The following is a 14,635-nucleotide window of genomic DNA, read 5'->3' on the forward strand; positions in this document are numbered from 1 at the left end:
CCACAGTGGAACCGAGCCAGGCATGCCCGATCGATGGGCTTCAGGGCGTAAGTGCCTTGATCACTTGGTCCACATTGGTTTCCAACTCCGTCACCGGGTCGGCACCGTCCACATTCAATACCAACAGTCTGGAGCCGCCGGCAGTGACGGCAGCTTTGACCGCATCACTGGGTTGACGGTGATGCAGCACCACCGCCACATCGTTGTCCTTCAACGCGCTGCTGAGTTTTTGCAGCGCCTCAGGCGTCCACTCGGCATCGGCGCGTGCATCGGTGCTGAGCACTTCTAGGTTCAGGCTGCTGACCAGGTACGCGAAGTGATCGCTCAAGCTGACCACACTCAGGTTGTCGGCCTTGGCCAATCGCGCTTCGCTGTCGGCGGTGAGCTTGAGCAAACGCTGTTTGAGCGCGGCCAGGTTGGCGTCGATCCTGGGTTTGGCTGCCGGGGCCAGGCGGCTCAGGTCGGCGGCCATTACGTCGGCCATGCGCCCCATATTGTTGCTCGATTGCCAGGGTTGGCTGTTCAAGCCATCGGTGACCCCCGGTTGTACTGCGATACCCGGCAAGCCACCGTCCACCGGGCGTGCGGCATCGACTTCGACGATGCGGATATTGCTGCGCCGCGCCACCGGGTACAGCGGGTCATCGGCCCACAGCGAGCGCAGGCCGATGGCCGCGTCGGCGTCCAACGCCAACGTGTTCAATGTCGCAGCACCGCGGCCGGTGAAGTAGGACACCTGCCGCGAGCCGGGTAAATTGGCCGGCGCGGCGCGTTCAAGCTGCACGTCGGTGCCTTTGAGCAGCGCTTCGGCAAGACCATAGGTAATCGGCAGCGAGGCCAGCACCTTGACCGGTTGCTTGGTCTTGGTCAGGGCTGCGTGACCGAGGCCCTGGTTGACTTTGAAGTCTTTGGCGTCGAAACCGTCGACGGCCAGCGCCGACGTACTCATCAAGCAAGCGATGGCCAGGGCCAGTGGGCGAAAGACAGGGCGCATTATCCAAGATTCCCTTTGAGGCTGGGCACAACGCCACGGGCGATGGCGGCGAAGGCGAAGGCGATACCGGCAACCAGAATGATGGCGGCGCCGGAGGGGATGGGCAGGTCGAAGATGATCGGCAGCAGGATGCCGCACAGGGTGCTGACGGTAGCGATCAGCACCGAGATCCAGAAAAACCCTTTGAGTGACTGGCTCAACAGGCGCGCCGCAGCGGCAGGAATCACCAGCAGGGCACCGACCAGGATTGCCCCGATGACCTTGACCGCGGCCACGGTGATCAGGGTCACCAGGATCACGAACAGGTAATCCAGGCTTTTCACCGCCACCCCACGCACTGCCGCCAATTGCGGGTTGAAACTGGCCAGCATGATGCGGTTGTACAGCGGCAATGCCAGGGCCATCACCAGCGAGCCGACAATGGCCAGCACCAGCAGGTCGTTGCCGTTGACCGTCAGCACCGAGCCAAACAGCACGTTCTCGAGAATGTGCACGTTGATCTTGCCGGCCAGGATCAGCAGCAGGCTTGCCCCCAGTGCCAGGGACACCGACAGGAACACGCCGATCAAGGTATCGGGGGCCAGGCCGGTGCGGTTACGCAGGTAATTGAGCAGGATGCCGAACAGTAGGCAGTAGCCAAACAGGCTGCCATAGGGCCCGGTATAGGGTTCGCCCAGCAGGATGCCCACGGCCACGCCGGTCAGCGCGGCATGGCCGACCGCTTCGGAGAAAAACGCAAAGCGTTTGACCACCACCAGCGTACCCAGGCCGCCGAGTACCGGGCCGATCAACAGGCCGGCGAGTAGGGCGTTGACCACAAACCCATAGGCCAGGGCTTCGGGCAGGTAACCGGAAGAGGCCCAGCCCTGGACCATCAAGCGAAAGGCTTCATAACTCATGGCGCCGGGCTCCGAGGGTGGGTGGAGAACAGAGTGAGCAGGCGGTCCGGGGTCAGCGCCTCTTTGGGTGTGGCGTCGAACAGCACGCGGCGGTTCAGACCGGTGACGCGATCCGCCAGGCGGCCCACGGCCTCCAGGTCGTGCTCGATCCACAGCACCGTAATCCCGGCCAGGCGCCAGTCGTTCAGCAGCCGTTCGAACACTTGGATACCCGCCTCGTCGAGGGCCGACATCGGCTCATCCAGCACCAGCAAATGCGGCGCCGGAATCAGCCCCTGGGCGAGCAGTACGCGCTGGCGCTCACCGCCCGACAACGCACCCATGCGGCGCTTGCGCTTGTCTTGCATGCCAACGCGCTCGAGGGCATCGCCAATCGCTGCTGCGTAATGCCTGGAAAGGCCCAGGAATGCCGGGCGACGCTGGCACATGGCAGCCATGAAATCGTCCACGGTCATCGGCAGGCCCCGGTCAAATTCCAGCGCCTGGGGCACGTAACCGATGGTGCCGGGTGTGGTTGGCCATTCCAGGCTCAAACGCCCCTGGTGCGGCGTTTGCCCTAGCAGGGTTTTGATCAGCGAGCTTTTGCCGCCGCCATTGGGGCCAACCAGCGCATGGATGCTGCCCGGCTGTACCTGAAAACTCACGCCGTCGAGGATCACGGTGCGCCCCAGGGTCAGCGAGACCTGGTCAAAGTCCAGGGTGGGGCCGACGCTGACGGCGTTCAGTTGCTGCGCCGCGGTCATGCTCCCGCCTCCTGAATCGCCCGTACCACGGTGTTGAGGTTGCCGGTCATCTCCACTTCGTACTTCTCGGCGCTGTATTCGCCGTAGGAAATATGCGACAGCGGGTACAGCTTGACCCCAGATTCACGCTGGATGGTATCGACGTAGGTGGACGGGAAATCCATCTCCGAGAAGATCACTTTCACATCCAGGGCGCGCAATTCATCGATGGTCTTTTTCAGCTGGCTGGGGCTTGGCTCGATACCGTGGGCCGGCTCGACCACGGCGGTGACTTCCAGGCCAAACTCGCGCAATAGGTAGTCATAGGCCGCGTGCACGGTGGCGACGCGCAGGTCCGGGTTGGGCGCGCTGGTCAGCTTGGCCAGGGCGTCGGCACGCATCTGGCGCAGGCGCTTGCCATAGGCGCGGGCGTTCTGGGTGTAGGTTTTGGCGTTGTCCGGGTCAAGCTTGCCCAACTCACGGGCAATGTTATTGACCTGGGCAATCGACGCGCTGATCGACAGGAAGGTGTGCGGGTTGACCACCTTGCCCGCACCGCGCGCGGCGTTACCGGTGGCGGCGAGCAGCGGCACGTTGGCGTTGGCTTCGATCACCTTGATGTCCGGGCGCTCGCTGGTGGCGATCATGCGGTCGGCGAAGTCGTCATGGCCGACGCCGTTGAGCACGATCACATCCAGGGTGCCGATGCGCTTGATGTCTTCGGCGCGCGGCTCGTAGGCGTGGGGGTTGAAACCGGCGGGAATCAGCGGCACCACTTCGGCCTTGTCGCCCACGATATTGGCTACATAGCTGTAATAGGGGTGCAAGGTAATGCCGATACGCAGGCGCTTGGACGCCTCGGCATTGGCAAGGGGGGCGAGCAGCAGGCCGAACAGGCCAACCAGCAACAGGCGCAACAGGGGGGATGACATAGACATGGGCAATCGGTCTTCTCGTTCAGTGACGGTGCTGGCGGGTGACGCCGGCATCGAATTGCGCGACCACCTGCTGCCAGCCGGCCGCGATCAGCGCCTGGTCAGTGAGGTCGGACGGGGCGGCAAGGTTGGCGCTGCGGTTGAGCCAGATATCCGGCTCGCTGCCTTGCACGCGCATCAGCAGCGAACCGCTGGTAGCCGGCGCCTGGCTCAAACCCAGGTAGGCGGCGGGTGCCAGCAACTGCCAGCGATGGCCACCACGGCTGACCGAACTGGCGTCCTGGGCAAACGGCGCGAAGCCTTCTTCGGCCAGTTGCTCAGGCGTCGGCAGGGCGCTGTGCTCCTGCTGCAACAGGTGGATTTCATCCAGGGTCACCCGCAGGTCGGCGTAGATGCCTTGCTCGGCCGCGCTCAGGTCGCGGCGGGCGTCCAACTGGTGGCTTGGCACCGCCGCGACTTCCTGGGTTTCCCCGTGCAGCGCCACGACCGTGCCCGCCACCGCGAGGATGATCAGGCACAACAGCAGCACAAAAAGCGTTTCGTGGCCCGCGCCGGCGGGGCGTACAACCTGTGTGGTACTCATTGCGACGGGATATCCGCTTGGTCGATTTCCACCACGTGGCCGGGGCCGGCATCAAACAGCACGTAGAACTCGGCGGCGGGCTTCTTGAAGGTCAGGGTCGAATCCTCGCCGAGCTTGCCCGGCACCAGGATGGTTTCGTCGTAGCCGATCACATCCAGGGTTACGCCGGGGGCGCCACTGCCGTCGGAGAAACCCCCTTTGCACTGGATCTGCTCGCCGGGGATTTCCTTGCATTCGCACATCGGGTTGTGGGCAAAGGCGGTGGTACTCAGGCCGGCGCACAGCAACAGCGCGGCGCGGGTGAGGCGCTTGAACGTCATGGTTTGACTCCTTGCTTGTTCAGCCAGGCAATGGTGGCAGGCGAGGCCTGGCTCAGCGGGATGGAACCCTGGTGCATGCTGCCGTCCCAGCCTTCCATGGTCACCCATATTTCGGCGTCCGCCGGGGTGCGTTCGGGGATTGGCAGGGCGGCGCCCATGCGGTACGGCGTGCCGAAGAAGATCACTCCGGCGGCGCGCAGGCTGCGGGGTTTGCCGATACGCAGGTAAGTGGCCTTGACCTGCTCGGCACAGGTGTCACACAGGGCAGCGTTGAAGAACTTCATCGGGCCAGCCGGGTTCGGGCTCGGGCCTTCGTTGCGGAACTCGGCGAGGGTCAGGCTCCAGGGGCCGACCTGCACTTGGCCAGCTACCCGCTCGCCGATGCCGGTATCCCCACGAAACAGTGCGGCATCGGCAAAGTACTTTGGCATGAACCCCAACGGCACCAGCAACAGCAGGATGTTGATATGGAAACGCCATTTCAGCCAAAAGGCGCGCAGCGGGGACGGCGGTACGGTCGCGACCTTGCTCATCGCTGGGCCTCCGAGGTTTCGGCGTGCATGGCCGGGATGGGCGCGGTTTGACGTTGCGTCTTGGCCTCGCGCTTGAGGGCGTTGAGGGTGGCCAGGGCAGTGCGCTTGGTCCAGATCAGCAGGCCGCTCAATACCATCATGCTCAGCACCAGGCCGAAGAACGCCCAGATCAGCTTGATCCACAAACCGCCAAAGTCACCGGTGTGCAGTGGGCGCATCGACTCGGTGACGAATTCCAGTGGGGTACGGTCGGACAACAGGTTCGAGACTGCGATTTCACCGTCATAGGGGTTCAGTTGTGCGGTCTGGAACATTAACGGGTACCAGCCACGCCCGCCGATCTGCAGGTGGCTGTAGGCATTGCTTGGCATAAACACAAAGCTGGCGTCCAGGCCGGGGATTCGCTCGGCGGCGATGTCGATCGCCTTGTCGATGGGGATCATCGGTGCCGGTACGCCCGGTGCCGACAGCGGCACCTTCTCCCGCGCAATCACTGGCACGATGGGTTCGCTGGAAATGGATATCTGGTTATCACCCAGGACAGCCTCGATCAGGAACCAGGTGCCGGTGATTGAAATGACTGCGATAAACCAGATCGACCAGATGCCGCTCAGGCGGTGAAAGTCGCCCCAGAAGATCCGCGCGCCGTGGCGGATGCGCAGGGTAGGGCGCAGGAAGCCTTTCCAGAAGCGCTTGTACACCACCAGCCCGGTGACCAGCGAAGCCAGCAGCGGCAAGCCCAACGCAGACACCAGGTACCAGCCCCAGCTGTACCCATTGGTGAACGGCACCAGCCACCAACCGTGCAGGGCGCGGGTGAATTGCTGGAAATTGAATGAGGGGCTGATGCCCTGGATCGCGCCGGTATAAGGGTTGGCGTACACCTCCACGGAGCGCCCATCCGGGTAGCTGAGGCCGACGCTTAGCGCGAAGTGTGACTCATCCGGGCGAATGATGGACTGGACGATAGCCTTGGGTTCATCGCGCTTTATGGCCGCGATCACCTGGTCAAAGCTCAGCGGCTGGGCATCATCCGACGGCTTGCTGGCGCGGATATCCGGGTTGGCCAGCCACACGATTTCCTGGCTCACCACGGCCAGGGTGCCGGTGACGCAGACGATCAGTACAAAGAACCAGATGGGCAATGCCAGCCAGCTATGGACGAGAAACCAGAGTTTGGAGCGTGACTTCTTCGACATATGAATGGGGGTCTTGATCGGAGGGGGCGATAGAGGCCCGGAAAAGGCCAGTCGTAGCTTTTGCTGACGCGACGGGCTGTATCTAAATTAAGACGAATGAGAATGAGAAATCCCTAAGGCGCATATGAAAGAAAATGTTTCAGGGTCACATGCAGGCCGCATTTAAGCGCTGATCGAACACGCAATACACCAGCCGCAGGCGTTCAGCGGCTTGCGTTAGGCCGGGCCTGACCTCCATGCCGCTGTGTGACATCGTCAGCAGCCATGCAGTTGAGCGCCACTCCCTCGCGGCCAACCCCTGGCTCAGCTGAAGTGCGGCTACGTAGTTATATAAGTAGAAATAACGCTCTCTACAGTTGCTTTCAGTGTTATTTGTTTTTCAAATAGCTTGGCTTGAATGAAAACACCCCTTGTCATTAGGGGGGTTGGTGCGGGTACAGGTTAACTCCAGAGGGATTACAAGGTTATTGTATTGACACATTGGCGGGCATCGGCTTTAGTGAGTGCGGACTTGGAAGTCGGAATTTTATAAAAAGGAAGTTAATCGCATGACCGTGCTAGTCGTTTACTCACGCCATCACGTGGTGAACTGTTATATCTCTCTGGTGCCGGTGATCAAGTTAGTTACTTGATCGTGGTCTGTCGCCTGCCGTCGATTGTCATTGCTGCGAATAATACTTTTCCTGCGCTGGAAAAGTACGCGTCCCTATGCCTTAACAGAGAGTTCAAACTCATGTCGATTTTTGATCAAGCCATGCATCGTTCAGTCCAATGGCAAGACTGGCGTTGGCAGCAGAAGAATGCCATCCGCGATGAACCTGCACTGCGCAATGCCTGCGGTGGATGGGACGAGGCCACAACGGCGCATATCGAGCACAACTTGCAAGATCGCAAGATGCAGATCACGCCTTACTATATTGATTTGATCAAGCGTTCACTCACCACCGCAGAGGTGATGGACCACCCCCTGTGGCGCCAGGTAGTACCGTATTGGAGCGAACAGGTGCAGGGCGACTACGACGGCAGTTCCGAAAACTGGGAACTCAATCATGAGATGAAGACGCCCATCTGCCAGCACAAGTACGACAACCGCGTGATCCTGCGCACCACCAACACCTGCAATGCCTATTGCCAGTTTTGTTTCGAGGCGCTGCGCACGCTGCAGGTGGGCACCGATAAAGCTAACGCCAACACCGACTCGTTCAAGGATTCGGTGGAATACATCCGCGGGAACCCGGCGATTGAAGAGGTGATTCTCAGCGGCGGTGACCCACTGATGTTGGCCGACCGCAAGCTTGAGGAGATGCTGGCCGCATTGCGCGGCATTCGTGATGATCTGCTGATACGCATTCATTCGCGGGCCTTGAGTTTTAACCCGTTTCGCGTGACTGATGAGTTGGTGGCGATGCTGGAGAAGTACCAGGTCAATGCATTTGGTGTGCATGTCTGCCACCCGCTTGAGCTCAGTGCTTATTTTACCGTCGCGGTTAAACGGATTCAGGGCGTGGTACCGATTGTATTTTCTAACATGCCGCTGTTGCGTGGCGTGAATGATGATGAAGCGACGTTGCATAAACTATTCATCAATCTTTATCGTCTGGGCGTAAAGCCATATTACTTATATCACTTCATGCCGTTTTCACCCGGTGCTTCAGAGTATAAGGCGTCGATCAGCCAAGCCATCGCCATCATGGATCGGCTCAAACGCCGCGTATCGAATATTGCCCTGCCCGAATATGTACTACCTCATGCGCAAGGCAAGTTCACCGTGCCGTTGTTGGACTTTGAAAAACCTGAAGACTTACCGCATTTTGAAGTCCGCGATGGGCAGCGGACTTACCGTTTTCGCAACTGGGAGGGCCAATGGTGCAGCTGGCAGGATGCGGTATGAAACAGGATGCGATTCTGTTTATTGATGTAGATGACAGCGCTTGCGCTCGTTACCGCTACCGGGAGCCGCATTTCACGGTGGCCCGCGCCCACGGCTTGGCGTGTTTGACGGCCGCCGTGGCCGGGCACAAGCACCTGCAACGACTCAAGGACGACAGTGCTGAGGTGTTCCTGCTCGAAACGCTCAGTGAGCATTCCATCCTGGAGTTGGTCGGACAGTTGGACGGGCGTTATCAGGTGCGGGGGATTTTCTGCCAGGCCGGGCACCCGTCCGCACAAGGGGAGGTGGGCTGCATCGTTGCGCGGGCGTGTCAGCGGTTGGGCTTGGTCTACAGCCACCCAGAGGCGATTGCCGCGTGCAATAACAAGTTCTTGATGCGCCGCGTGTTGAAGCAGCATGAGTTGCGTTCGGTACCGTTCACGCTGTGCAACAACGAACAGGAACTCCAGCAAGGCGCCGAGCGCGTGGGTTATCCACTGATCGCCAAACCGCCCTTTGGAGGGGCTTCGGCGTTTATCAAAAAATGCTCGAGCTGGGAGGAGCTACGCAGTCACTATCGGCATTTCGTGAGTGATCATGGCGTCGCCGCGTATGCGGATTTCTACGGCTGTGTGCACGCCCTGCCGCTTGAGGATGGGCAGCGGCGTGAATACCTGCCAGGGCGCAGCATTCTGCTGGAAGGTTATATTCCTGGCATCGAAGGCAGTGTGGAATGTGTGATTGTCGGCGAGCGCGTCCATCCGCTGCTGATCAATGAAAAACTGCTGCTGACCGAGCGCAGCGGCACGGTCCTTGAGAACCTGCTGATTTCCCCGCCGACGTCGTTCAACCAGGCCCAGTGCGAGCAGATCCGCCAGTACGCGGTGGACTGCCTGCACGCGGTGGGCCTGACCAATGCCGTGGTGCATTTCGAGTTTCGCATGACGGACGCAGGGCCGGTGGTCATCGAGATCAACCCGCGCCTGGGCGGACTGTATGTGAACTCGGCGTTCCGCGACTTGGCCGGTATCGATCCTTATCAGTTGTACATGGGATTGTTGTTGGGTGAAAAGGGCATCAATGCACAGGTGGAGGCCGGCGCACATAAGGTTGCCGATGCGGAGCAACACTACGCGATGCTGGCGATTTATCCGCAGCACAGTGGCGTTTTCAGGGGCATTGACGGCCTGCAGTTCCTGGATCAACACCGCTCGGTGCTGGAATATGCCCCGCAGGATCCCGGCCACTACATTGACGCGGATATCGAGGAGCATTATTTGCTCAAATGCTGGGCCCAGGTTGGCAATGCCGCCGACGCCCATGCCTTGCACGATGCGTTGCAGCAACACCTGCGCATCCTCATCGATCCACCGGTTGCAGGATAGCGATATGGACATCCCTCAGATTTCGGCGCTTTTGCGCGAACATCACTTCTGTCATCGCCCGGACTTTCGCGAACTGGTCAACGTTGAACCCGGTGAGGAGCAAAGCTTTCGGGCGTATTGGGACAACCTGGTGCGCGACGAGGCGTTCAGGACTTATACCCACCGCGAACGGCGCATCTTGCGCTATCGTCTGTTACCGTCACGGCAATTGCAGATCGACAGGAATACGGCGTTCAAATCGCCGGTCACCTACGCGGTGAACTATCGCCAGGGCGTGAACCACCTGAGCTATAGCGAGGAAGGCTTTATCGAGCACCCACTCATGCACAAGCTGCTGGCGACGGACCTTGCGGTGATTGCCCCGCACCTGGGCGAACAGACCTATACGATCGATATTCATCAGTTCCGGGTGCGGGCGGATGTGTCATCGAGCAGCCCGACCACATCGGGGATTCACCAGGACGGCCTGGATTGGGTGTTTATGCACTTTATTGGCGAATGCAACACGGTGCCGGTGCTGTCGGAGGTGTTTGCCGACGAAACGGAGCACAGCCGGCTGCTGAAACTGCCGATGGAGAAATTTCTGGAGACTATCGTGATCAACGACCGTGGCTTCTACCATCGGGCCGGGGAGGTGCGACCGCGGGTGGAGACGGCACCGGCCTGGCGCGATGTGCTCTTGGTAAGCCTGCGCCGTGTCGAGGAGGCACAGTCTGCATGAGCCACGATCAACAACTGAATCTGTCGACCCGCAACGCTCGCCTGATCATCTTTGCCCGCGGTGTGTCGGATTTTGGCGCGTTCCTCAACATGGTGGCGTTGTCCACTTATGTGTACTGGCTCAGCCAGAGCGTAGTGTTTGTCAGCATCTTCCTGGCGTGCCGGGTCACCGGCGGGATTGTCGCGAGCCTGTTTGGCATCCCGTTTTTCCGGCGGTTTGCAGGGCGTGGGACGTTGGCGGGGTTGGACCTGGCCCGGGCGCTGTTGCTGACGCCCCTGTTGGTGTTGTTACCGGCCCATCAACTCACCCTTCTTCCCTTTATCGCCTTCGGCATCGGCCTGTGCAATTCGCTGTTTGCCATTGGCCTCAACAGTCAGTTGCCCACCTGGGTCGCGCTTGAACAGCGGGTGAATACCAACGCATGGATCACCTCGGCGGCCGCCACCGGCGCGGTCTTCGGCAGTTTGCTCTCCGGCTTGTTGATCGCCACGGGCGGATTTGAAGCGGTGTTTGCCGTCAACATCGGCACCTATATGATTGCCGCTTGCCTGGTCTTGCCCTTGCGCGCGTTATATAGCGTTGCTGTTGCCGTCCATCGCGGGCTCGGCGCCGAATGGCACGAGCTGACTACGGGGTTGCGCGGTGCGCCGGTGCTGGCTGCGATGTTGCTGATCAGTATGCTCGACACCCTCGGCAGTGCGGCCCATAACGTTGGCTGGCCGGTGCTGTCGCAGTACATTTCACCGGACACGGCCAAGACGGTCATGGGCTATCTGCTGGCCGTATGGGCCTGTGGCAAGTTTGTTGGCGCGCGCATCGCCAGTGCAGTGTTGAAAGGTCGTGGCACCCAAGGCATGGAGCGCTTGTTCATGCTCGGTGTGGCGTTGATGTCCAGCGGCTTTATCCTGACATTCCAGCAGACCGAACTGTGGCTGGCGCTGTTGCTGGTGGTGTGGGCAGGGCTGGGCGATGGATTGTCCGAGGTGGCGTTGATCTCCCGTGCGCAAAGCGAGCCCGATAGCTTGCGCTTGCCGCTGTTCAGCCTCTTGACCCTGATCCAGATGGCCGGTTTTGGCGTGGGCATGCTGGTGGTCGGGCCGTTCTATGTGACGTGGACGCCGGCCCAGGTGATCGTGTTGTTCCATGGGCTGCCATTGACCGCCTTGTTGGTCATGACGATATGGCTGGGGCGCAATGCCTACCGGGGTGTCAGATCGACGAACCCTTGACGTGTTCCAAACGCCACAGAGGCCTTTAATTTGCCGGAGCAGGCCGGTTGGAACCTGGGGCAAGGTGTGGCGTGTTGCAGGCGCGAGCAAGCTCACGCCCACAGGGTTAATTTTGCTTGAACATCTCCATGGCACGCTGGCGGATTTGCTCCTCGGTCAGGTCCTCTTTATGGGTGGCCAGGAACCACAGGTGCCCGAACGGATCCTTCACACTCGCCGAGCGATCTCCATAGAACTGATCCTGCGGCTTGGACACCACGCTGGCGCCGGCATCAACCGCCTGTTTGAATTGTTTGTCCACGTCATTCACATACAGGTGCAGGCCGACACTGGGATGTGCGTCCGGATTGCGCAGGGCCGTTTCGTCGCAGGGCGTGCCCAGCATGATCACCGCTTCGCCAATGCGCAGCTCCGCATGGCCGACCCGGCCGTCAGGCATGTCCAGGCGCATGAACACTGAGGCGCCAAAGGCCTTCTTGTAGAACTCGATCGCCTTTGCGGCCTCGTTGATGCCCAGATAGGGGGTAATGCCGTGATAACCCTCGGGAATAGCTTTAACGCTCATAACGTTCTCCTTGAGTCGAGGTACGAGCATTTCACTATAGGCCAGGTAATGCGTGGCCTGCGGGCAACCGACGAGGTGCTTTTATCAAGGCTGTGTGGTGGGCTCCAGCAACTGGGCGCCTGGCCCATACTCGGCGAGCTTATCGTCCTGATTGCGCAACGGGCACGCTTCCATCGACAGGCACCCGCACCCGATGCAACCATTGAGCTTGTCGCGCAGCAGCATCAGCTTGTTGATGCGCTCATCCAGGTCTTCACGCCACAACGCCGACAGGCGCTCCCAGTCTTGAGCATTGGGTGTGCGCCCATCGGGCAACGCCTGCAATGCCTCGCCAATGGAGGCCAGCGGAATACCCAAGCGCTGGGCGATCTTGATCAGCACCACCCGGCGCAGCACATCCCGTGGGTAACGCCGCTGGTTACCGGCATTGCGATTGCTCTTGATCAACCCTTTCGCCTCGTAGAAGTGCAGGGCGGTCACCGCCACGCCGCTGCGGGCAGCGAGCTGACCGACGCTGAGTTCCTTAGTGAGCATAAACCTCTCCCAAACAGTGCTTGACCTCGACTTAACTAGAGGTTTTACCCTGCGTCGCATCGAATCGCAAGATTCTGCCTACAGAGAGAGGGGAGTTTTCATGCAGGTATCAGAGAAGAATCGCAGCTTCACTCAACTGATCGAATTTCACATCGAACCCCGTCAGCAATCCGCCCTGGTGGCCGCCTTGACCACCCAGAGCGAGCGTCTGGCCATGCGCCATGACGGCTTCTTGGGTGCCAGCGTACAGGTCAGCGATGACGGGCGGCGGGTGCTCAATTATTTGCAATGGCAATCGCGCGAGGAGGGTGAAGCCGCCTTCAAATGTTTTGAGCAAGGCGGCGAAGATTTCTGGACGCTGATCCGTGCTCACCGGGCCACGGCCGTGACCTTTGGCACATTCCAGGTACTGCGCAGTTTTGAGCGCAGTCAGGACGATGCCCTGCACTGCCGGCTAAATGGATAGATGCAGCATCCGTTCGCCCTGCCTATTTCCCCCAGGGCTGCGCTTGTTTACCGCCAGTTCGCCGATCTTGATCAGGCGAGCGCGTGCGACGTTGCGGCTCAGGCCCAGCAGATTGGCGGTGTGCACCTGGTTGGAGTGGCTGAAGCGATAGGCAGCGCGCAATAAAGCGTCCTCGACCTTTTCATGCAGGGCGCCGGCCTGTTCCTCGAAGAGCTTTTGAAACGCCCGCGCCAGCAGGGCTTCTGCACCAGGATCGGTGTCGCTGTCGTTCTGGCGTTCGATGCGCAGGCTCGACAGGCGCAGGTCGTCGGGTTCGATCACGGCATTGCGGCAGATCAGCAGGGTGTGATGAATCACGTTTTCCAGCTCACGGATATTGCCCGGCCAGCTGTAGCGCTTTAGCTTGTGCTCGGCCTCGTGGCTCACGCTGATCGGGCCGTAGCCCAGGCGCTGGCTGTAGGTTTGGATGAAGTGCCGGGTCAGCGGCAGGATATCGCCGGTACGTTCGCGCAGCGGGCGCAATGCCAGGCTGACTACATTGAGGCGGTAGTAGAGGTCTTCACGGAAATGCCCGGCGTTGATGGCTTTCTCCAGTTGTACATTGGTGGCGGCCAGGACTCGCACATTGATAGCAATGCTCTTGCGCGAACCCAGGCGCACCACTTCGCGCTCCTGTAGCACCCGCAGCAGCTTGACCTGGATGGCCATTGGCAAATCGCCGATCTCATCTAGAAACAAGGTGCCGCCGTGAGCCTCTTCGAACCAGCCGGCCTTGGCGCTGAGGGCACCGGTAAAGGCGCCTTTCTCATGGCCGAACAACTCGGCTTCCACCAGGGATTGCGAAAAGGCCCCGCAGTTCACCGCCACGAAGGGCCGGTTTCGCCGCGCACTAAGGTGGTGGATATGCCGCGCAACAAGTTCTTTGCCGGTGCCGGTTTCGCCAATGATCAGCACGCTGGCTTCGCTGGGGGCCACTTGCTGGATATGGTCGAGCAGGGCCTGGGACTTTGGGTCTTCGAAAACCTGGGCTGTGGCGCGGATCGAGGTGGCTAGGGCAGGCGAGGGCGGCAGGGTGAACAGCTGCATGGTGACCTCTCATGGGAGTTCGGGCTTTGTTGAAGGGCTGTTGCCTGATGGGCAGCGGGCTGCACGCAAAGTCTTTATAGAGGTAGCGTCTTAATTCGTAAATGAAGGTGTTTCTATATTTATAGAACTTAAATGAATATGGAGGTGTTCCCGCCTTAGGCGCCAATACGCGTGATAGCGACTATCACGGACGATGATTTTTCAGCGAGAGAGGCCGGGAGTAGCCTGTGTTCATTGACTCGAAACCACCTTCGCAGGGCCAACGCCATGAACCGTTTCCTCGCTGTTTCCTTTTTACTTGTCACCTCTGTCCTTGCGGGTTGTGCGACCCAGCCTTCCCCGGAGTTGCGTCCCTATACGGCCGAGGAAACCAAGCAGTTGGCCCTGGAGGCCCTGGGCCGTCGCGGCTTGTCGTTTGACGACTATCAACGCCAGCGCGCCGCGTTGCTTGCCCAGCCACAAAAGCCTTTCGGTTTTGATCGCCAAGGTGAAATGAACGCCGAGCGCAGCGTGGTCCTGCATGGCCGCCCCAGTTGAGCGCGCTTCTTGCAGCAAAAAGCCCGAGGCTTTCCACAAGGAACCTCGGGCTTTTTG

General features: G+C 60.2%; 17 protein-coding genes. 6 read left to right on the forward strand and 11 right to left on the reverse strand.

The features are described from left to right. Nucleotides 1-40: 40 nt before the first annotated feature. The 8 genes from N2A98_RS09390 to N2A98_RS09425 are packed head-to-tail and all read right to left on the reverse strand — an operon-like array spanning nt 41 to nt 6,185. Nucleotides 41-994, reverse strand: a complete 954-nt coding sequence (locus tag N2A98_RS09390; RefSeq protein WP_275623308.1) for a zinc ABC transporter substrate-binding protein — start codon at nt 992-994, stop codon at nt 41-43. Further along, entirely contained in the window at nt 994-1,893 is a 900-nt protein-coding gene (locus N2A98_RS09395) for a metal ABC transporter permease (protein ID WP_003190154.1), read from the reverse strand. Before N2A98_RS09395 ends, N2A98_RS09390 begins: the two co-directional genes overlap by 1 nt. Continuing rightward, nucleotides 1,890-2,636, reverse strand: coding sequence for a metal ABC transporter ATP-binding protein (locus tag N2A98_RS09400; protein ID WP_044267917.1), 747 nt, complete (start codon nt 2,634-2,636; stop codon nt 1,890-1,892). Before N2A98_RS09400 ends, N2A98_RS09395 begins: the two co-directional genes overlap by 4 nt. Then, nucleotides 2,633-3,553, reverse strand: coding sequence for a metal ABC transporter substrate-binding protein (locus N2A98_RS09405; protein ID WP_275623309.1), 921 nt, complete (start codon nt 3,551-3,553; stop codon nt 2,633-2,635). Before N2A98_RS09405 ends, N2A98_RS09400 begins: the two co-directional genes overlap by 4 nt. Nucleotides 3,554-3,572: 19 nt before the next feature. Further along, a complete protein-coding gene (locus N2A98_RS09410) occupies nt 3,573-4,133 on the reverse strand; it encodes a DUF6162 family protein (protein WP_044267921.1) in 561 nt (186 codons plus the stop codon). Continuing rightward, a complete protein-coding gene (locus N2A98_RS09415; protein WP_014717808.1) occupies nt 4,130-4,453 on the reverse strand; it encodes a hypothetical protein in 324 nt (107 codons plus the stop codon). Before N2A98_RS09415 ends, N2A98_RS09410 begins: the two co-directional genes overlap by 4 nt. Continuing rightward, entirely contained in the window at nt 4,450-4,986 is a 537-nt protein-coding gene (locus tag N2A98_RS09420; protein ID WP_019817260.1) for a hypothetical protein, read from the reverse strand. Before N2A98_RS09420 ends, N2A98_RS09415 begins: the two co-directional genes overlap by 4 nt. Then, on the reverse strand, nt 4,983-6,185 hold the full coding sequence (locus N2A98_RS09425) for a PepSY domain-containing protein (protein WP_044267925.1): 1,203 nt from the start codon (nt 6,183-6,185) through the stop codon (nt 4,983-4,985). The genes N2A98_RS09420 and N2A98_RS09425 overlap by 4 nt, the downstream gene beginning before the upstream one ends. A 733-nt stretch (nt 6,186-6,918) precedes the next feature. Between N2A98_RS09425 and N2A98_RS09430 the strand changes: the two genes are divergently transcribed. Genes N2A98_RS09430 through N2A98_RS09445 form a run of 4 tightly spaced genes read left to right on the forward strand, consistent with a single transcriptional unit; the run spans nt 6,919 to nt 11,390 of the window. Continuing rightward, nucleotides 6,919-8,076 (forward strand): radical SAM protein, encoded by a 1,158-nt coding sequence (locus N2A98_RS09430; RefSeq protein ID WP_275623310.1) that lies wholly within the window; start codon nt 6,919-6,921, stop codon nt 8,074-8,076. Next, nucleotides 8,073-9,440 carry an ATP-grasp domain-containing protein gene (locus tag N2A98_RS09435; protein ID WP_275623311.1) on the forward strand — a complete coding sequence of 456 codons (1,368 nt, stop codon included), beginning with the start codon at nt 8,073-8,075 and terminating at the stop codon, nt 9,438-9,440. Before N2A98_RS09430 ends, N2A98_RS09435 begins: the two co-directional genes overlap by 4 nt. A gap of 4 nt (nt 9,441-9,444) precedes the next feature. Further along, a complete protein-coding gene (locus N2A98_RS09440; protein WP_044267930.1) occupies nt 9,445-10,161 on the forward strand; it encodes a 2OG-Fe dioxygenase family protein in 717 nt (238 codons plus the stop codon). Beyond that, nucleotides 10,158-11,390 (forward strand): MFS transporter, encoded by a 1,233-nt coding sequence (locus tag N2A98_RS09445; RefSeq protein ID WP_044267932.1) that lies wholly within the window; start codon nt 10,158-10,160, stop codon nt 11,388-11,390. Before N2A98_RS09440 ends, N2A98_RS09445 begins: the two co-directional genes overlap by 4 nt. 106 nt (nt 11,391-11,496) lie before the next feature. On the opposite strand, the gene N2A98_RS09450 is transcribed toward N2A98_RS09445, so the two are convergent. Both N2A98_RS09450 and soxR read right to left on the reverse strand, forming a co-directional pair. Beyond that, on the reverse strand, nt 11,497-11,955 hold the full coding sequence (locus tag N2A98_RS09450) for a VOC family protein (RefSeq protein WP_044267934.1): 459 nt from the start codon (nt 11,953-11,955) through the stop codon (nt 11,497-11,499). Between the two features lie 84 nt (nt 11,956-12,039). Next, nucleotides 12,040-12,489, reverse strand: a complete 450-nt coding sequence (soxR, locus tag N2A98_RS09455; protein ID WP_044267936.1) for a redox-sensitive transcriptional activator SoxR — start codon at nt 12,487-12,489, stop codon at nt 12,040-12,042. Nucleotides 12,490-12,589: 100 nt separating this feature from the next. Between soxR and N2A98_RS09460 the strand changes: the two genes are divergently transcribed. Next, a complete protein-coding gene (locus N2A98_RS09460) occupies nt 12,590-12,955 on the forward strand; it encodes an antibiotic biosynthesis monooxygenase (RefSeq protein ID WP_044267939.1) in 366 nt (121 codons plus the stop codon). On the opposite strand, the gene N2A98_RS09465 is transcribed toward N2A98_RS09460, so the two are convergent. Then, the gene (locus N2A98_RS09465; RefSeq protein ID WP_078802833.1) at nt 12,944-14,041 is read right to left on the reverse strand and encodes a sigma-54 dependent transcriptional regulator; all 1,098 of its coding nucleotides are present in this window, start codon (nt 14,039-14,041) and stop codon (nt 12,944-12,946) included. The genes N2A98_RS09460 and N2A98_RS09465 overlap by 12 nt on opposite strands. Nucleotides 14,042-14,308: 267 nt before the next feature. Here N2A98_RS09465 and N2A98_RS09470 point away from each other — a divergent pair, with 267 nt between their 5' ends. Continuing rightward, nucleotides 14,309-14,578 carry a hypothetical protein gene (locus N2A98_RS09470; protein ID WP_044267944.1) on the forward strand — a complete coding sequence of 90 codons (270 nt, stop codon included), beginning with the start codon at nt 14,309-14,311 and terminating at the stop codon, nt 14,576-14,578. Nucleotides 14,579-14,635 lie beyond the last annotated feature (57 nt).

This window comes from Pseudomonas sp. FJ2-5-13 (assembly GCF_029201605.1).
Classification (GTDB): domain Bacteria; phylum Pseudomonadota; class Gammaproteobacteria; order Pseudomonadales; family Pseudomonadaceae; genus Aquipseudomonas; species Aquipseudomonas lactis.

Coding starts and splice junctions, on each gene's coding strand:
- N2A98_RS09390 (WP_275623308.1), bottom strand. CDS start 994: ATGCGCCCTGTCTTTCGCCCACTGGCCCTGGCCATCGCTTGCTTGATG.
- N2A98_RS09395 (WP_003190154.1), bottom strand. CDS start 1,893: ATGAGTTATGAAGCCTTTCGCTTGATGGTCCAGGGCTGGGCCTCTTCC.
- N2A98_RS09400 (WP_044267917.1), bottom strand. CDS start 2,636: ATGACCGCGGCGCAGCAACTGAACGCCGTCAGCGTCGGCCCCACCCTG.
- N2A98_RS09405 (WP_275623309.1), bottom strand. CDS start 3,553: ATGTCTATGTCATCCCCCCTGTTGCGCCTGTTGCTGGTTGGCCTGTTC.
- N2A98_RS09410 (WP_044267921.1), bottom strand. CDS start 4,133: ATGAGTACCACACAGGTTGTACGCCCCGCCGGCGCGGGCCACGAAACG.
- N2A98_RS09415 (WP_014717808.1), bottom strand. CDS start 4,453: ATGACGTTCAAGCGCCTCACCCGCGCCGCGCTGTTGCTGTGCGCCGGC.
- N2A98_RS09420 (WP_019817260.1), bottom strand. CDS start 4,986: ATGAGCAAGGTCGCGACCGTACCGCCGTCCCCGCTGCGCGCCTTTTGG.
- N2A98_RS09425 (WP_044267925.1), bottom strand. CDS start 6,185: ATGTCGAAGAAGTCACGCTCCAAACTCTGGTTTCTCGTCCATAGCTGG.
- N2A98_RS09430 (WP_275623310.1), top strand. CDS start 6,919: ATGTCGATTTTTGATCAAGCCATGCATCGTTCAGTCCAATGGCAAGAC.
- N2A98_RS09435 (WP_275623311.1), top strand. CDS start 8,073: ATGAAACAGGATGCGATTCTGTTTATTGATGTAGATGACAGCGCTTGC.
- N2A98_RS09440 (WP_044267930.1), top strand. CDS start 9,445: ATGGACATCCCTCAGATTTCGGCGCTTTTGCGCGAACATCACTTCTGT.
- N2A98_RS09445 (WP_044267932.1), top strand. CDS start 10,158: ATGAGCCACGATCAACAACTGAATCTGTCGACCCGCAACGCTCGCCTG.
- N2A98_RS09450 (WP_044267934.1), bottom strand. CDS start 11,955: ATGAGCGTTAAAGCTATTCCCGAGGGTTATCACGGCATTACCCCCTAT.
- soxR (WP_044267936.1), bottom strand. CDS start 12,489: ATGCTCACTAAGGAACTCAGCGTCGGTCAGCTCGCTGCCCGCAGCGGC.
- N2A98_RS09460 (WP_044267939.1), top strand. CDS start 12,590: ATGCAGGTATCAGAGAAGAATCGCAGCTTCACTCAACTGATCGAATTT.
- N2A98_RS09465 (WP_078802833.1), bottom strand. CDS start 14,041: ATGCAGCTGTTCACCCTGCCGCCCTCGCCTGCCCTAGCCACCTCGATC.
- N2A98_RS09470 (WP_044267944.1), top strand. CDS start 14,309: ATGAACCGTTTCCTCGCTGTTTCCTTTTTACTTGTCACCTCTGTCCTT.